Origin of the sequence: Shewanella sp. MTB7, assembly GCF_027571385.1 — a bacterium.
Lineage (GTDB): Bacteria > Pseudomonadota > Gammaproteobacteria > Enterobacterales > Shewanellaceae > Shewanella.
In genome coordinates this window covers 3,406,447-3,420,871 of the sequence record NZ_CP085636.1, presented here as the reverse complement: position 1 = coordinate 3,420,871, position 14,425 = coordinate 3,406,447, and the positions used below count along the sequence as shown (strand labels likewise).

Sequence of the window (14,425 nt, the reverse complement as noted above, 5' to 3'; positions counted from 1 at the left end):
TATGGATATTGTGGAGATAACCGTAAAGAAAACAATTAAAAAAGTATTGTGTTTGGAAGAGGCGGTTCATATGAATCAGCATCTGACCTATGACTTTGATATGGATTCTACGGAAGTTGTTGAACTGGAAGCTGGGATTAGAAAAGAATTAAAGATCGATCAGCAAAGGCTGTTTCTGGCGGGGGCTGAAACTGTTGCCGATGTTGTAGGGAGAGTAAGAGCTGTATTTTCTGCTAATTAGCGAAAGCTTGCAGGGAGTGCGTGTACTTCATTAACGAAAGGATAATCAAAGTGAATCTATTGATTAAAAAGCGCCTACTCAGCGCAGGTCTGGTATTAACGTGCAGTATGTTTGCACTCAATGTTTATGCGGCGAAAACCCATGTGATCAATATGACAGACGCGCCGCCCTATTTTGACAATACAAGTTTGGATATAAAAATTGGAGATACAGTTACTTGGCGAAATGCAGGTCCAGATATGTATCACATTGTCATGGACCGAGAGATCACACTGTTTTCTGAGGATGTAAACGTCGGTAATGAATGGAGCTATGAATTCAACAAGGCCGGAGTTTATGATTATATCTGCCATCGTCATTTCTTTATGCGGGGAAAAATTACCGTGCGTAATGAAGATGGCAGTATGGCTAGTGAGCCGGATCACGCTTATCAGCCAGCATTTACTGAATATGTGGTGCCGACGATGAACAGCGTTCCCAGAATGATTATCGCCAGTAAAGTGGATGACAATATCTGGTTTACGGAAGGCGGTGGTGATTTTTATGGCTTTGAGGATATTCCGTCACAGAACAAACTTGGTCGCTTGAGTCCAGATGGTCAATTTGTTGAGTATGCGACGCCAACGTCAAAAGACGGAGATGAGAAAATTGGTGTGGACTCCTTGGTGATGGATGATGATGGCAACATCTATTTCACTGAACGATTTACCAATCGTATTGGGGTGTTAGATCCACAAGGTAATATGGTGGAACATCAGATCCCCACAAAAGGTGGTTATGCCCTTGGGGTTGATATCGATAAGAAAGGCAATATCTGGTTTGCGGAACGTTACGGTAACCGCATCGGCTATATCGACAAAGAGGGAAAGATTAAGGAGATTGAACTACCTGATGAAGATTCTGAACCCAGAACCATTTTTGTCGACTCCCAACAGCGTATTTGGTATACCGCTCGGGTAGCAAATGAAATCGGTTATTACGATACCAAAACTGAAGAGTTTGTTCGTTTACATATTCCAACTAAGCTTGCGCGCCCCGCAGGTATTGCCGAAACCTCTGATGGTACCGTTTACTTTGTGGAGATGGTCGGCAATAAAGTCGCCAAAGTCGTCGGTGATAAAATTGTTGAATACAGTATTCCTACACCATTTACTGCACCGTTTAAAGTATATCCTGATGCTGATGATAACCTTTGGTTTACGCAAGTATATGGTAATTCAATTGGGAAAATGGATACTAAAACAGGAAAGATCACTGAATATAAAATACCCACAGTTGATTCACGACCTGGTGGTATAACGGTAGATAAGAATGGCATTGTTTGGTTCACCGAACAAATGGGTAATAAAATTGGTCGTTTTGATCCAAAGCTGGCTGATGAATTAATTGCCAAAGATGCATTGAGTAAATTATCGAAAAGTGATAGTTCAACTTTATTAACTCAACATTCAAGTGGAAGTGTTAAAAAAAAATAGATTATAAAAGTGATATGAATAAAACTGGTGTCAATAGTTCGGATGTAAATAAAACTAACTTTAATGTGACCGATTATAAAGTTCCGACACCTGGCTCTTGGCCAGGAAATAACCTTTTGGAGGATAAGGCGGGTTGGCTTTGGTTCACGGAAATGTTGGGTAATAAAATAGGGGCAGTCAATATTCACAGTAAAGAATTCCGTGAATATGAATTATCCACACCGTCAAGTATGCCTGTTGGATTAGCGGTTGAGGAAGATGGCACACTTTGGGCGGCGCTATTTAGGGGTAATAGTCTGGCCAAAATAAATCCAGATTCCGGTGAGGTGATTGAATACCCATTAGCAAAGGAGTCTGCTTTACCAAGCAGTTTAGTATTGGATGGTAAAAATAGACTATGGATGACCCAGTTGGGCGCAAATCAAATTAGTCTATTTAATCCTGAGACGGCTAGCTTTAAAGGCTATCTACTTCCTAGACAAGATAGCAATCCGATGCAAGCGGTATATGACGCACAAAGGGATGCATTGTGGATAAGTTGCGCTAACGATGAGCGTAGTTATCTCGCAAAATTGGACCTTGGCACTATGGCTTTCGAGGTGTTTTTCACGCCGACACCTACAGCTCAACCCATTGGCTTAATGCTGCATAAAGACAACATTTGGGTGGCACAAGGAGGCGCAGGTTCTATTGCTAAATTTATGCCGGATTCAGGTCAATGGAAAGAGTTCAAGTTACCAGGAGATAAAAGTCAACCGGTTAAGTTGGCACTAGATAACCAAGCGCGTATTTGGGTTTCCGATGGTGGTGGTATGGGGGATGTTGGCGGCAATCAGGTGGCGGTATTTGATCAAAGTACTGAGCAATTTGATTTTGTAGAAATGCCAGTGCGGGGAGCCAAACCGATGGGAATTACTTTTGCTCAAGATGGCAACATTTGGTTTACCCAACAGGGGGCAAATCGTATTTCAAAAATAGATATAGAGGGCATATGAATACAGTAGAAACCCAAGTTCATTATTTGGTAAATAAAGATGTGGTGTTTAATGCATATTGGCGATTGGAAAATTGGCCTGAGGTAGCAAAACATGTAGAGAAAGTCGATATTATTTATGAGGAGTTTGATGTTCAACATTTAATCATGCACGTAATGACAAAAGGTAATCTTGCTACATTTAAATCGGTACGTTCAAAAATGGAGGATATTATTTATTATTTTCAATCTAATCCTCCACCATTTTTAAAACTTCATTTTGGTTATTGGAAATTTAAAAATGATTCAGATGGTGGAACAATAGTTGAAAGTCGACATTATTTTGAATCAATCGAAGATAAAGCAATTGCAGTTATTAAAGAAATGGAGGGGTTAGAAAAAGTGGAAGATGTAAATGGTCATATTGCTCGGCTTTTATGTGCAAATAGCAGACAAACAATGTTGGCCCTTAAAGATTTACTGGAATACAACTTACCTGTGTAATTAATGATACTTTCCAAAAAATTGATGGAGGTTTTATCTAATGGAAATAAATGAAAAATGGAAATGGCATGCTGATGTAATTAAAGCCGGGTTTATATTAATGTTGGGCGTGAATGCCTGCTATTTAAATGCAGCTGAATTTAAAGAACCGACTAGTGTCACTCAATCCAGCGTGATGATGCATCAAATGAAAACCACTAAAGGAGTCGATTATACGCTGGCGCAATATGATGTGCCGACCAAAAATGCCGTGCCACATATTCTGGCTATCGATAAGGATGATTATATCTGGTTCAGTGAAAGTGGTGGTCGATTTGCGAAGAACTTCATTGATGTTCCAGCAATCAGTAAAGTGGGTCGACTGGATGGAAATGGACGTATTTCAGAATGGAAACTCGAAGGTAAAGAAACCAGCCCAATGGGCATTGTGTTCGATTCCAAAGGCGATTTATGGATCACGGAACGTTTGGCAAACCGGATCACTAAGATGGGACGTAATGGTGAGATGGTTAGCTACAACATTCCGACCCCCAATGCTTGGCCAACGGGAATCGCGATTGATTCGAAAGATAACATCTGGTTCACCGAAACTAAGGGTGACAAAATTGGTGTGATCTATGCCGATAGCGGCAAAATGGCAGAATTTCCCCTGCCAGCCACCAAAACCATGTCAACAGGGATCGCGGTAGACCATGACGATAATATATGGGTTGCCGAACGTGACGTTAATATCATCGGTAAGTTTAATCCCAGCACCGAAAAGTTTGATCAGTTTGTGTTGCCAACTCCAGATGCCAGACCTTGTAATGTCGTGGTCGATAAAGATGGTGTTGTTTGGTTCTCTGAACGCAATGGTGGCAAAATAGGTAAGATCTTAGCCAATGGTGCAATTCAGGAATACACCCTCGAAGACAGACATGCTGGGCCTTTCATTATGGCAGCCGACGATCGAGGTGATATTTGGTTTACCCAATTATTTGCTAACCGAATTGGACGCTTTGAGCCTAGCACCGGCACCTTTGATCACTATCCTATCCCAAGTGAAAACTCACATCCTGCAGCAGTAATGCTCGACTCAAAAGGCAATGTTTGGTTTACCGAGCAGTCCACGAACAAAGTCAGCGTAATTATTCGTACTGACCTTGCCTATATCGGTGGAGGGGATCTTGCATCAGGTGGTACCGATGTCGACAAGCACAATGACAAGTTCAGCTATAAGTCATTTGAAGTTCCGACTAAGCAATCCACCCCCGGTATTATTGGTGTTGATAAACAAAATACCGTTTGGTTTACGGAAATGGGCGGTGGATTTGTTGGTCCTGGATTTCCACCAGGGCCGCCGGGTAGTGCCATTGGTTATGTGAAAGATGGCAAAATTGGTGAGTTACCAACCCCAACCCCTGAAAGTGGTCCTACGTCGATGGGTTTTGACCCTAAAAACAATGATGTGTGGGTCACCTTGAGAGCTGCCAATAAAATCGCCCGGATTCGTGATTTTAAGATCACTGAATACGATATTCCGGTCGAAAACAGCTTGCCGGTCGGGATCACCGTTGACTACAACCATAATGTTTGGGTTGCATTGAGCGATGCGGGTTTACTGGCCCGAATGACTCCGGAGGGGAAGTGGAAGACCTTGGCATTGCCTGAGGGAGATGAAGCGCCGCGTACTGTATTAGTGACTAAAAATAATGAACTTTGGTTTGCCGAGAAGTTGGGTAATCACATTGGTTGGGTAGATCAGCAGAAATGGCAGGCTCATCGCTGGGAGATCCCAACTAAAGGTGCATGGCCACTGTCGTTAGAGGAGGACGACAAGGGCAACCTTTGGTTCGCTCAAATGCGTGCAGACCGTCTTGGTTATATCGATACTCAAACCAAAGAGATCAGCGAATACAAGCTTCCTAGCAACACCGCACCTTTCAAGTTGGTGTTTGATCAGCCTAACGACGCACTTTGGGTTTCCACCGTCTTTGGTAATTCAGTGATGCGTTTCGACCTTACTAAGAAGCAAGTTATCCGTAACTATCCTGTGCCCGACAAAAATGTCTGGGTTGGTGGATTGGATTGGGACAAAGACAAGTGTTTTTGGATCACCGAGCAATTCGGTAACAAGGTCGATCGTCTCTGCATTGAGGGTGTGTCTTTAGCTAACAACTGAATCTGAAGATAGGTTCAATAATACTGGCTGATTGTAGGAATTTTAATATGGATATGCATGATTTTTTAATGACGAGAGTCGGCTTTACTGATCTGCCTTTGGAGGAGATCCGTATCGCTGATAATAAAATTCGCAATGGCGTCCCATGGTCTGAAGTATTTTTACAAACAGCCAGTCAACTGAAGACAATGGCTAATTCAATTGAAGAGGATGAATTACAGCAAGAAAGGTATGGATATATGTGGAAATGGGTAAGTTGTGCTTACCATATAGCATCGTTTGATATTCATTTAAATACCACCACTCAATCCTTAAGAAAGATTGAGAAATTGAGAAAACTGGCGACATTGGCTTATCAAAATTATATTTGTTTCGATGAGAGAATAACCAGTGTAACGCTGCAAGTAAGAGGCCGCACCATAGATGGATATTTCCGGGTTCCTGACGGGGAATATAAGTCAGTAGTGATATTGGTCAATGGTCTGGATTCAATTTGTGAAGTTGAAATGCATGCCTTTGGTGCAAAGTTTTTAGAACGAGGTCTCGCTGTGCTGAGCTTGGATATTCCAGCGGCCAATGCGACCTCACCACGTCAGCCTCACATCGATGTGCAGGCCTATGCCGTCGATATCGCGGAATGGATCATCAATGATTTGGTTGGCCATGACGTCAAGCTTGGTGTCTTTGGTGTCAGCTTTGGCGGATTGCTGGTCGCCCAATTGCTGTCTGCAAGCCCAGCATTTCAAGCTGGCGTTGCCGTTTCTCCACCGGCTTGGATCACCCATAAAGAACTTTCCCAAGAGCGCATACGGCGAATGTTTATGTGGACATTTAATATCCCAGAAGAGAAAGACATCGATCGATTTGTTGAGCCTCTGGATATACATAAATTACCGGTAATGAGCGGCAAGCTGAAAATTATTGGAATGACGGAAGACACCTTATTTAATCGATCCCATATCGATGCCTACATGAATTGGGGCGGTGATCGCGTTGAAACACAATGGTATGCCGCTGAGCATGTCGGAACATCAATTATTAAACATTGGTTGCCCCAGGTGTGTGATTGGATGAAAAACGAATTGTCGAGGTAGATAATGACTAAACATAATGATGGAATATTAACCACTAGATTCATTTTGGAACTCTATATCCCAATAATGATTCTATTGTTGTTTGTCGGTATCTCAGCCAGTACGAATTTGGCAGAGGGAAAAGAAACAATCAATATAATCAACGCAACTCATAAAGTTGAAACGGGTTATATAAAAGAGTTTGCGCTGGCTAGCCCTAGAAGTGGGCCTGCCATTGTGGCAATCGATAGTAGTGACAATATCTGGGTCGCACTGGCCCGTTCTGGCCAACTGGCTAAAATGGCCAATGGCGAGGTGACACTTTACGACATAGGTAAAGATAAACGTCCAGTGGGTCTGATCGCGGGCAGTATTGAGAATGGTTATCCCGGTGAGATTTGGATCGCGGCCAGTTATGACAATAAGATTATCCGTTTTAATACCGCGACGACTCAAATTCGAGAGTATGAGATCCCCGGCGAAAACAGCTGGCCATTTAATATCGCCATCGGCCCGAAAAAGCAGGTTTGGTTTACCCAACGTGCAGGTGGAAAAATAGGACGATTGGATCCTAGCAGTGGCAAGGTGAAGAATTTTGAACTGCCTACTAAACACTCGGGTCCCGCAGGAATGGCGATAGATCAAAGTAACGGGGCAGTGTGGTTCACTCAGGCTTATGCCGATGGTATTGGCCGCTTAGACCCTAACACTGGCAAGGTGCAAGAGTTCAAAATGGGCACTAAGAGTTCTGGCATGATCAATGGTCCAGCAGGGTTAACGATTGCCCCAGACGGTGACATCTGGTTTGCAAAACTGGAAGGCAAATTGGGCCATATTGCGCCGGGTTCAAGTGTGATTGATCTGGTGGCAGTTCCTGCTGGTGCAGCCCGCCCTGCGGGGATCATCGCTGGCAAAAATGGTGATATATGGACCATGGCGCTAGATGGTAATCAGATCTTGCGTTATCAGGCGACAGACAAACATTTCACTGTTTATCCACTACCAGTAGGAAGTGCAGATACTTTCCCTAGCAAACCACCATTGGCAAAAACATCTCGTCCTTTCGGTTTGGCCTTGGATAGTAAAGGCAACTTTTGGTTTTCTCAACAGTTTACTGGGCAGTTAGGGGTGCTTGATATGGCTGCGCCTGAGCTCAAATTGTTCTCGCCTGGTCGCAAAGTGACCATGCCAGATCCATTAGTCACCATACAGGCTTTAGATAGGGTTGCAGGAATAAGTGAGCTGACACTGACCCTTGATGGTAAAAAAGTCAGTCTTAATCAGGGGCGTTTGAATTTGCTCAATACCTTGCCGGGTAAACATCATCTTACAGTGGAAGTGACTGATGGCAGTGGCGCCAAAAACAGACTGGTAAGGCGATTTGATTACCAACCAGGCAAGTTAGCGATCATTGCTATGGTCAATGCTATTGAGCTGGATAAAGGGGTTAACCAGGCGGGGAAAGATCAACTTGAGATGCTGGCCAAATCCAGTCGTAATAAGAACTGGATCAAGGATTTAGAATACACTTTATCTCAGAATCAAGCCTCTTTTGGTAGTGAAACCAAAGCACTCAAGGCCGCCATAGTCTGGTTTAAAGCCAATAACCAGCAACAGCAGCAGGTCATCATCAGCGATACTAAAGCCCTGTTTTCTAAAACAGATATCAGCATTAAAAAAGGTGGCACCGTGACGTGGATGTATGACGGTAAAACCAGTGGCCATGAAATTTCCCATCTGTTACATCAAATAGCTATTGCTCCATTGGGGACGCAGTCACCCATCTTGCGTGCTGGAGAGAGCTTCTCCCAAGTATTCAATCAAGTCGGAATATTTGAGTTTGAGGACAAAAAGAACCCCAGCGTTAAAGGCAAAATACGGGTGCTGTTATGAGTATCGCCGCCGTAAACAATCAACAGGCAGATTTGGCTACCACTACGCTGCCTCATGAACTGTTCGGGACGTCATTGAATGTGACCTTGGTTGATTTGAGTGTGGCACTTGGGCCGCATATTTCCGAGGCGGTACCTGTAGAAGTTGAGCCGATGAATCATTGTTGTGGAGGTGATCATCTTGCTGAGCTGGTAGGTACTGAAAGGTCTCAGTTACAGGGAGAGTTAGGGTGGGCCAGTGAACGGGTATCAGCGATCACCCATTCAAGTACACATATTGATTCGCCGTTTCATTATGCCCCCGAGTGCGCAGGTCAACCGAGTCGCACTATCGATGAGATGCCACTGGATTGGTTTTGTGGCTGCGGAGTCTGCATTTCCGTTCAGCAAAATACTGATGCGTTGATCCGTATTGAAGAGGTCATGCAGTTTGAGTTGGAAAAGGGTTATCGCATTCAAGCTGGTGATATCGTGTTGTTTCACACTGGAGCAGAGGCCTTTTACGGCGTGTCTGACTATAACGAACATGGGCGGGGATTATCGCCCGAGTTGGTACGTTATCTGGTCAAAGACAGAGGAGTAAGACTGTTTGGCACTGATGCGTGGAGTATCGATCCGCCATTTCATGTGATGCAGCGCAATATGCTAAGCCATGGGAAAGACACGGTTTGGGGGGCTCACTATGTGGGCCGTGACCATGAGTTTTGCGCCATGGAGAAGCTAACTCATCTGTCATGGCTGCCAGCTCATGGTTTTTGGCTCACTTGCTTCCCGATTAAGGTGAAAAATGGCAGTGCAGGTTGGGTGAGAGCTGTGGCCTATTTACCACAAGGAGGTCTTAAATGAGTGTCATCAATGATCCACTAAAACCAAATGTAAACTGCTATCTAGCTGCATTAGTCGCTATTTTAACAGCACTTTTTGGAGAGCCTGCTGAGGCTCATGAAAATATTCAGCAAGAGCCTCTGGTGCAAGCTGCGCTAGAGCTTAAGCCCGCAGAAACAGAGAAAAGTGGTGAGGCAATATTTAAGCAAACATGCGCCTCTTGTCACTCGCTTGAATATAAATCGAACCGTGATCTGCTCACGCTTTGGGATAAAAAAGGGCCATCGCTAGTATCGGCTGGAAGCAAGTATCGCGACGAGTGGTTGCAGGGCTGGTTGCAAGATCCCGTCGCCATCAGACCCGCTGGTTATTTAGCGTACCGCCGAACCTTGGTTGGTGATGACGGGGATAGAATCAGTACCGCTTTCAAAGATAAGCACCTTGCTGTTGATGAGAGTGAAGCCAGATTGCTGACGGACTTTTTAGTGACGCAACAACTGCCATTGAATCCCTATCCGGCATTTAACGGGTCGCCAGTGATTAAAGGAGGCATACATTTTAATAAAATTCTGGGTTGTGGCAGTTGCCATCGAGTTGGTGATAAGGGCGGCGTGACAGGACCTGGATTTAATTCCGCCAGTAGTCGATATCAAGCTCAATGGCTGACGTCCTACATGCAAGATCCCTATTATTGGGACACAGTGCCGATGCCCAAACTCCGAGTCCGTAGCGACCAACTGGTGGCGATGACAGACTACCTGATGCTGGACAGAGAAAGTGAATTGACCGAAGTAGACTCGACAATGCAGGTCAACATACGAGAGAAGCTTTACCGTGATAAACCTCCACAGGATGTAACGGATATCGAAGGTCGGGCAGAGAAAATCTATCAGATTGCGTGCTCTCAATGTCATGGAATAAGTGGTGATGGCTTGGGGCTCAATTCAAGTTTCTTGGCTCAGGAACCGAGAAATCACACCTCAGCCAAGGAGATGGAAAAACTCTCTAATGAGCACCTTTTTAAAGTGATTAAGTTTGGTGGGGTATCGGTGGATAAATCAACCTTGATGCCAGCCTGGGGGGCCTTGATTAAAGACCAAGATATTGAAGCGCTAGTGGTCTATCTACGTCAATTGAGTAACACAGAAAACCCCAAGGGAAGGCGTTGAGCACTGGTTTACATGGATAGGTTGCTCAAGTTGAATTTGTTAGATTAACTAGAATAAATTGATAGCTGCATAAATGGAGAGTCGAGCACATGGCCGTCGACTGACGGATGCTATCCCGCCCTGATGGATGAGGGCTGTCTCGCAAATGAATGATGAACCAGAATAATAAACAGAGAAAGCGTGTCGTGATAACGGGCCTAGGTCCTGTAACACCAATCGGTGTCGGCAATCGGGATTTTTGGCAGGGACTGAAAACTGGCCGTAATGGAGTAACCGCGCTTGATAACATTAATGATTTCCCTTTATTTGACCATTTGAGATCGCCCATTGTTGCCGCAGTGCCAGCAGGAGCATTTTTGAATGCCGGTGGTGTAAAAGGAAGGTTGATGGACATGGCATTCACTGGTTATACACTGGCAATAGATGATGCAGGTTTGGGGATGGGAGGTTTTGATCACAGTCATGCGCGAAAATCTGTAGTACTGGGTACTGCAGTGGGTGAAACTACTGCGATGGAACACAGTTTTCTATCAATGGATGTGAATGGCAAGCTTGACCAAAGTCGAACGCCAGACACCTTGTTAGATGAGATGTGTTTTCATGGTATGAGTCACCTTATCGCTAATCTGTTTGGTTGCAATCGACAGGTATTAACCATCTCTACCGGTTGTACTTCTGGTTTGGATGCCATCGGCACCGCAGCTGAATATATTCAATCAGGGCAAAGTGATATCTGTATTTGTGGTGGAGTAGAAGCGCCAATTACGCCTGTGGTGTATGCCGCGTTTGATGCCTTGGGTGCGTTAAGTAAACGTGCTGATGATCCAACAAGTGCATCCCGTCCATTTTCTTATGGTCGGGATGGGTTTGTTCTGGGTGAGGGGGCGGCAATTTTAGTGCTAGAGGAGCTAGAGTTCGCATTGGCGCGAGGCGCGCATATTTATGGCGAGATAGGGGGTTATCACTCCTTGAACAACTGCTTTCATATGACGGATTTACCTGAAGAAGGCACCGCTTTGGCTGATTGTATGGAGATCTGTTTAGAGCGGGCTGAGCTGAGCCCCCAGCAGATAGACCACGTCAATGCACACGGAAGCTCAACACCCCAGAACGATATCTGTGAAACGAATGCTATTAAAGCGGTACTTGGCGAGCATGCCCATGACATCTCAGTGAACTCACTTAAGGCGATGGTAGGTCATGCGTTAGGCGCATCAAATGCCATCGAGATTGCAGCTTGTGCGCTTTCGCTGAAATATCAATTTGTGTTCCCGACCATTAATCTACAGCGTCCGGATCATGGTTGTGATTTGGACTATGTTGCTAATGTGGGACGTTACCAGCCTATGGATCATATATTGAAGCTTTCTAGCGGCTTTTCGGGGATTCACTCTGCTTTAACCATGAGCCGATACCTATGAAGACGTTATTGATGCTAGCTGGTTTTCTGGCTATTTCGCTGATTATGATGGGGGCTACGCTGCTGTCATTGAGTGTTGTAGCTGCAGGTGTCACGTCAATAGATCTTAACGGTGATATAACAGCAGTCCAGACACCACATCATGAACATAGTGGACATGGGAGTTCACTTGTTGAAAAACACGATATAGGAAATGGACAGAAGATTCAGGCTTTAGGGGAGTTTGAGAAACTGATAGCGAACTATAGTACCGACTGGAACGGGGCTAAGCCGCCGGAAGATGACGATGCTGCTCGTCTGTTTGTTAGCAAAGGTCCTTTTATCGAGGGGGATAAAACCGTGTGGGAGTACCAGATGGTTGTCACGGATAGTCAATTGACGTTGGCGGATGGAACCGACTATAAGGTGTGGGCTTTTGGTGGCAAAATTCCTGGTCCAACCTTGGTCGCTCGAGAGGGGGATTGGATCCGCATAACTTTGATTAATGAGACGACGGTACCGCATACCATACACTCCCATGGGTTATACAGTCCCCAGCGTATGGATGGCGCGCCTCATCCAAGCATGGGAGGAAAACATGCCCAGCACGATTCGAATGCGCCTAAGCCAGTAGAACCTGGAGAGGTGTTTACCTACGAGTTTATTGCAAGACCTGCTGGGACCCATTTTTATCATTGTCATGTAAAAACTAATGAGCATATGGCAAGGGGACTTAGTGGGGCATTCATTGTCTTGCCCAAAGAGCCAGATCCTGAGGTCGATCAAGATCTGGTGTACGTGTTGCAAGAGTGGGATAGCAGTTATGCGCAGCAGGGAAAGCCGGGGCATCCGAGGGAGATCTTAGGGGCTAACTTCTTTACCATTAACGGCAGGTCATTTCCAGGTACTCAGGGAATACATACCGAGGTGGGCGATACCATTCGGCTGCGTTTTATTAATGCTGGCACTCAGGAGCACTATATACATCTTCATGGGCATACATTTTTGGTTACCCATAAAGATGGCGCGCCGATGGAGAGTCCCATAGAGATGGACACCATGCCTATCGGCCCTGCTGAGCGTAAAGATTTCATTTTGAGAACCAATAACCCTGGCGATTGGCCCATGCATTGTCATACCGCGCCCCATATTACCAATGATGGAGAATATCCCGGTGGCATGATGATGCATCTAACAGTAGGGCCGGAGAAATACCCTCAAACGGGAGAGGGGCCAATTGGACCAGGTTTAGAAGCAATAAGGCAAGAATGGGGAGCTGGGGCCAAGATGTTTATGTACTAATGACGGATGTAATTAATCGTAGAATATGCACAATTAATGAGTATTTCAATTGTCATAGGTTGAGTGTGTCATGGCCGTATTAATAGACGACGTCCATGATTATTATCTCACTGTTTTTATATCCTTGTTTTATAAAAACCAATGTTGATACTGTTATATAAAACAGTTTGATGGAGGCTTTGTGTCTGATAAAAAACATTTGCTGAACAAGTTAAAAAATGACACGTCAGTAAATGAAAATAGAATAAGGTCGAAGATTATTATATTTATTTCGATAATTATATTCTTTTGGGTTATTTACTTTTTCTTATTTGATATTAACAGCGGTGATGTTCTTTTTGATGGGAATAGTTCTGATGTTGTTAGTGATAAACATGTTCAAGCAGTTGAGGTTTCTCCATCGAATAATAATTCGAGTACTAACGATCATTTGTCAAAGAGTGAACTTGGATCTGTGAGTCATTCTCTGAGTGCAACATCGGGTAATGGCGTTGCTGTCGTGCTAGATGCTTCTGGTTACGTGGTTGCTCGCCGCGCAGCGACGGTATCATCTGAGCTCAGTGGTTTACTACGTCAGGTCTTGGTTGAAGAGGGCGACAGAGTCCACAAGGGACAGGTATTAGCGGTTTTGGATAGAGCTCTGGCCGCTGCAGAACTCAATTTAGGGAATAGCAATCTGCAGGTGAATAGGGTCGCTATTCCAGCGCTAGAAGCTGATATCAATGAGTCTCGGCGTGAAATATTACGATTGCAAGCTCTGAGAAAATCACAGTTTGTCAGTGAAGAGTTGTTCACTCAGGCGCAAACTCGTTTACTTAAATATGAAAATGCATTGTTGGTAGCCAATGCTGAGATAGCGCGGATGAGGGCGGAAATACAGCTTAAGCAGCTGAAGTATGACAAGCACTCTGTACGGGCGCCTTTTGATGGTGTTGTGATCGAAAAAAATGCTCAAATGGGGGAGGTTGTATCACCGGATTCAGCTGGTGGAGGGTTTACCCGAACCGGTATTTGCACCTTGGTGGATATGGCCTCCCTTGAGATTGAAGTTGAGGTAAATGAAGCGTATATCCGGAAAGTATTCAGTGGACAACAGGTCAACGCCATTCTAGATGCTTATAAAGGCGAGAGTATATCTTCTTATGTTGAGGCTATTATTCCGGCAGCAGATAGAGCTAAAGGTGTTTTTCGAGTTCGAATAAAGATAAGGGAACTTAATGAAAAAATACTGCCAGGTATGGGGGTGACAGTTTCTTTCTTAAATTAATTCAATGAGTGATAGTCACTTATTGCAGGGTTATAGGGCTAGGTTAAAACGAGTAAATGGAATTGCTAATAGTATCAGGTAATGATGTTACTTCTCTGAGTTGGCAATGTTTTTTAATATAATTGGAATGCCAAAGCATTAGGA

At 44.5% G+C, this 14,425-nt stretch carries 12 protein-coding genes; all 12 read left to right on the top strand.

Translation table 11 applies throughout. The features are described 5' to 3' along the window. The first annotated feature begins 1 nt into the window (after nucleotide 1). The 12 genes from HWQ47_RS14720 (at nucleotide 2) to HWQ47_RS14665 (ending at nucleotide 14,281) form a co-directional block, all read left to right on the top strand. A complete protein-coding gene (locus HWQ47_RS14720) occupies nucleotides 2–241 on the top strand; it encodes an acyl carrier protein (protein ID WP_269966840.1) in 240 nt (79 codons plus the stop codon). 50 nt (nucleotides 242–291) lie between these two features. Next, nucleotides 292–1,716 carry a virginiamycin B lyase family protein gene (locus HWQ47_RS14715; protein ID WP_269966839.1) on the top strand — a complete coding sequence of 475 codons (1,425 nt, stop codon included), beginning with the start codon at nucleotides 292–294 and terminating at the stop codon, nucleotides 1,714–1,716. Nucleotides 1,717–1,730: 14 nt separating this feature from the next. Then, nucleotides 1,731–2,711, top strand: a complete 981-nt coding sequence (locus HWQ47_RS14710) for a Vgb family protein (RefSeq protein ID WP_269966838.1) — start codon at nucleotides 1,731–1,733, stop codon at nucleotides 2,709–2,711. Beyond that, the gene (locus HWQ47_RS14705; RefSeq protein ID WP_269966837.1) at nucleotides 2,708–3,193 is read left to right on the top strand and encodes a hypothetical protein; all 486 of its coding nucleotides are present in this window, start codon (nucleotides 2,708–2,710) and stop codon (nucleotides 3,191–3,193) included. Before HWQ47_RS14710 ends, HWQ47_RS14705 begins: the two co-directional genes overlap by 4 nt. Nucleotides 3,194–3,233: 40 nt before the next feature. Then, the gene (locus HWQ47_RS14700; protein ID WP_269966836.1) at nucleotides 3,234–5,354 is read left to right on the top strand and encodes a virginiamycin B lyase family protein; all 2,121 of its coding nucleotides are present in this window, start codon (nucleotides 3,234–3,236) and stop codon (nucleotides 5,352–5,354) included. A 47-nt stretch (nucleotides 5,355–5,401) separates the two neighbouring features. After that, nucleotides 5,402–6,448 carry an alpha/beta hydrolase family protein gene (locus tag HWQ47_RS14695; protein WP_269966835.1) on the top strand — a complete coding sequence of 349 codons (1,047 nt, stop codon included), beginning with the start codon at nucleotides 5,402–5,404 and terminating at the stop codon, nucleotides 6,446–6,448. 3 nt (nucleotides 6,449–6,451) lie between these two features. Continuing rightward, a complete protein-coding gene (locus HWQ47_RS14690; protein ID WP_269966834.1) occupies nucleotides 6,452–8,320 on the top strand; it encodes a virginiamycin B lyase family protein in 1,869 nt (622 codons plus the stop codon). After that, on the top strand, nucleotides 8,317–9,165 hold the full coding sequence (locus HWQ47_RS14685) for a cyclase family protein (RefSeq protein WP_269966833.1): 849 nt from the start codon (nucleotides 8,317–8,319) through the stop codon (nucleotides 9,163–9,165). The genes HWQ47_RS14690 and HWQ47_RS14685 overlap by 4 nt, the downstream gene beginning before the upstream one ends. Next, nucleotides 9,162–10,313 carry a c-type cytochrome gene (locus HWQ47_RS14680; RefSeq protein ID WP_269966832.1) on the top strand — a complete coding sequence of 384 codons (1,152 nt, stop codon included), beginning with the start codon at nucleotides 9,162–9,164 and terminating at the stop codon, nucleotides 10,311–10,313. The genes HWQ47_RS14685 and HWQ47_RS14680 overlap by 4 nt, the downstream gene beginning before the upstream one ends. A gap of 149 nt (nucleotides 10,314–10,462) precedes the next feature. Then, the gene (locus HWQ47_RS14675; protein ID WP_269966831.1) at nucleotides 10,463–11,734 is read left to right on the top strand and encodes a beta-ketoacyl-[acyl-carrier-protein] synthase family protein; all 1,272 of its coding nucleotides are present in this window, start codon (nucleotides 10,463–10,465) and stop codon (nucleotides 11,732–11,734) included. After that, nucleotides 11,731–13,014 (top strand): multicopper oxidase family protein, encoded by a 1,284-nt coding sequence (locus HWQ47_RS14670; protein ID WP_269966830.1) that lies wholly within the window; start codon nucleotides 11,731–11,733, stop codon nucleotides 13,012–13,014. The genes HWQ47_RS14675 and HWQ47_RS14670 overlap by 4 nt, the downstream gene beginning before the upstream one ends. A 454-nt stretch (nucleotides 13,015–13,468) precedes the next feature. After that, nucleotides 13,469–14,281, top strand: a complete 813-nt coding sequence (locus HWQ47_RS14665; protein WP_269966829.1) for an efflux RND transporter periplasmic adaptor subunit — start codon at nucleotides 13,469–13,471, stop codon at nucleotides 14,279–14,281. The last annotated feature ends 144 nt before the right edge of the window (nucleotides 14,282–14,425 follow it).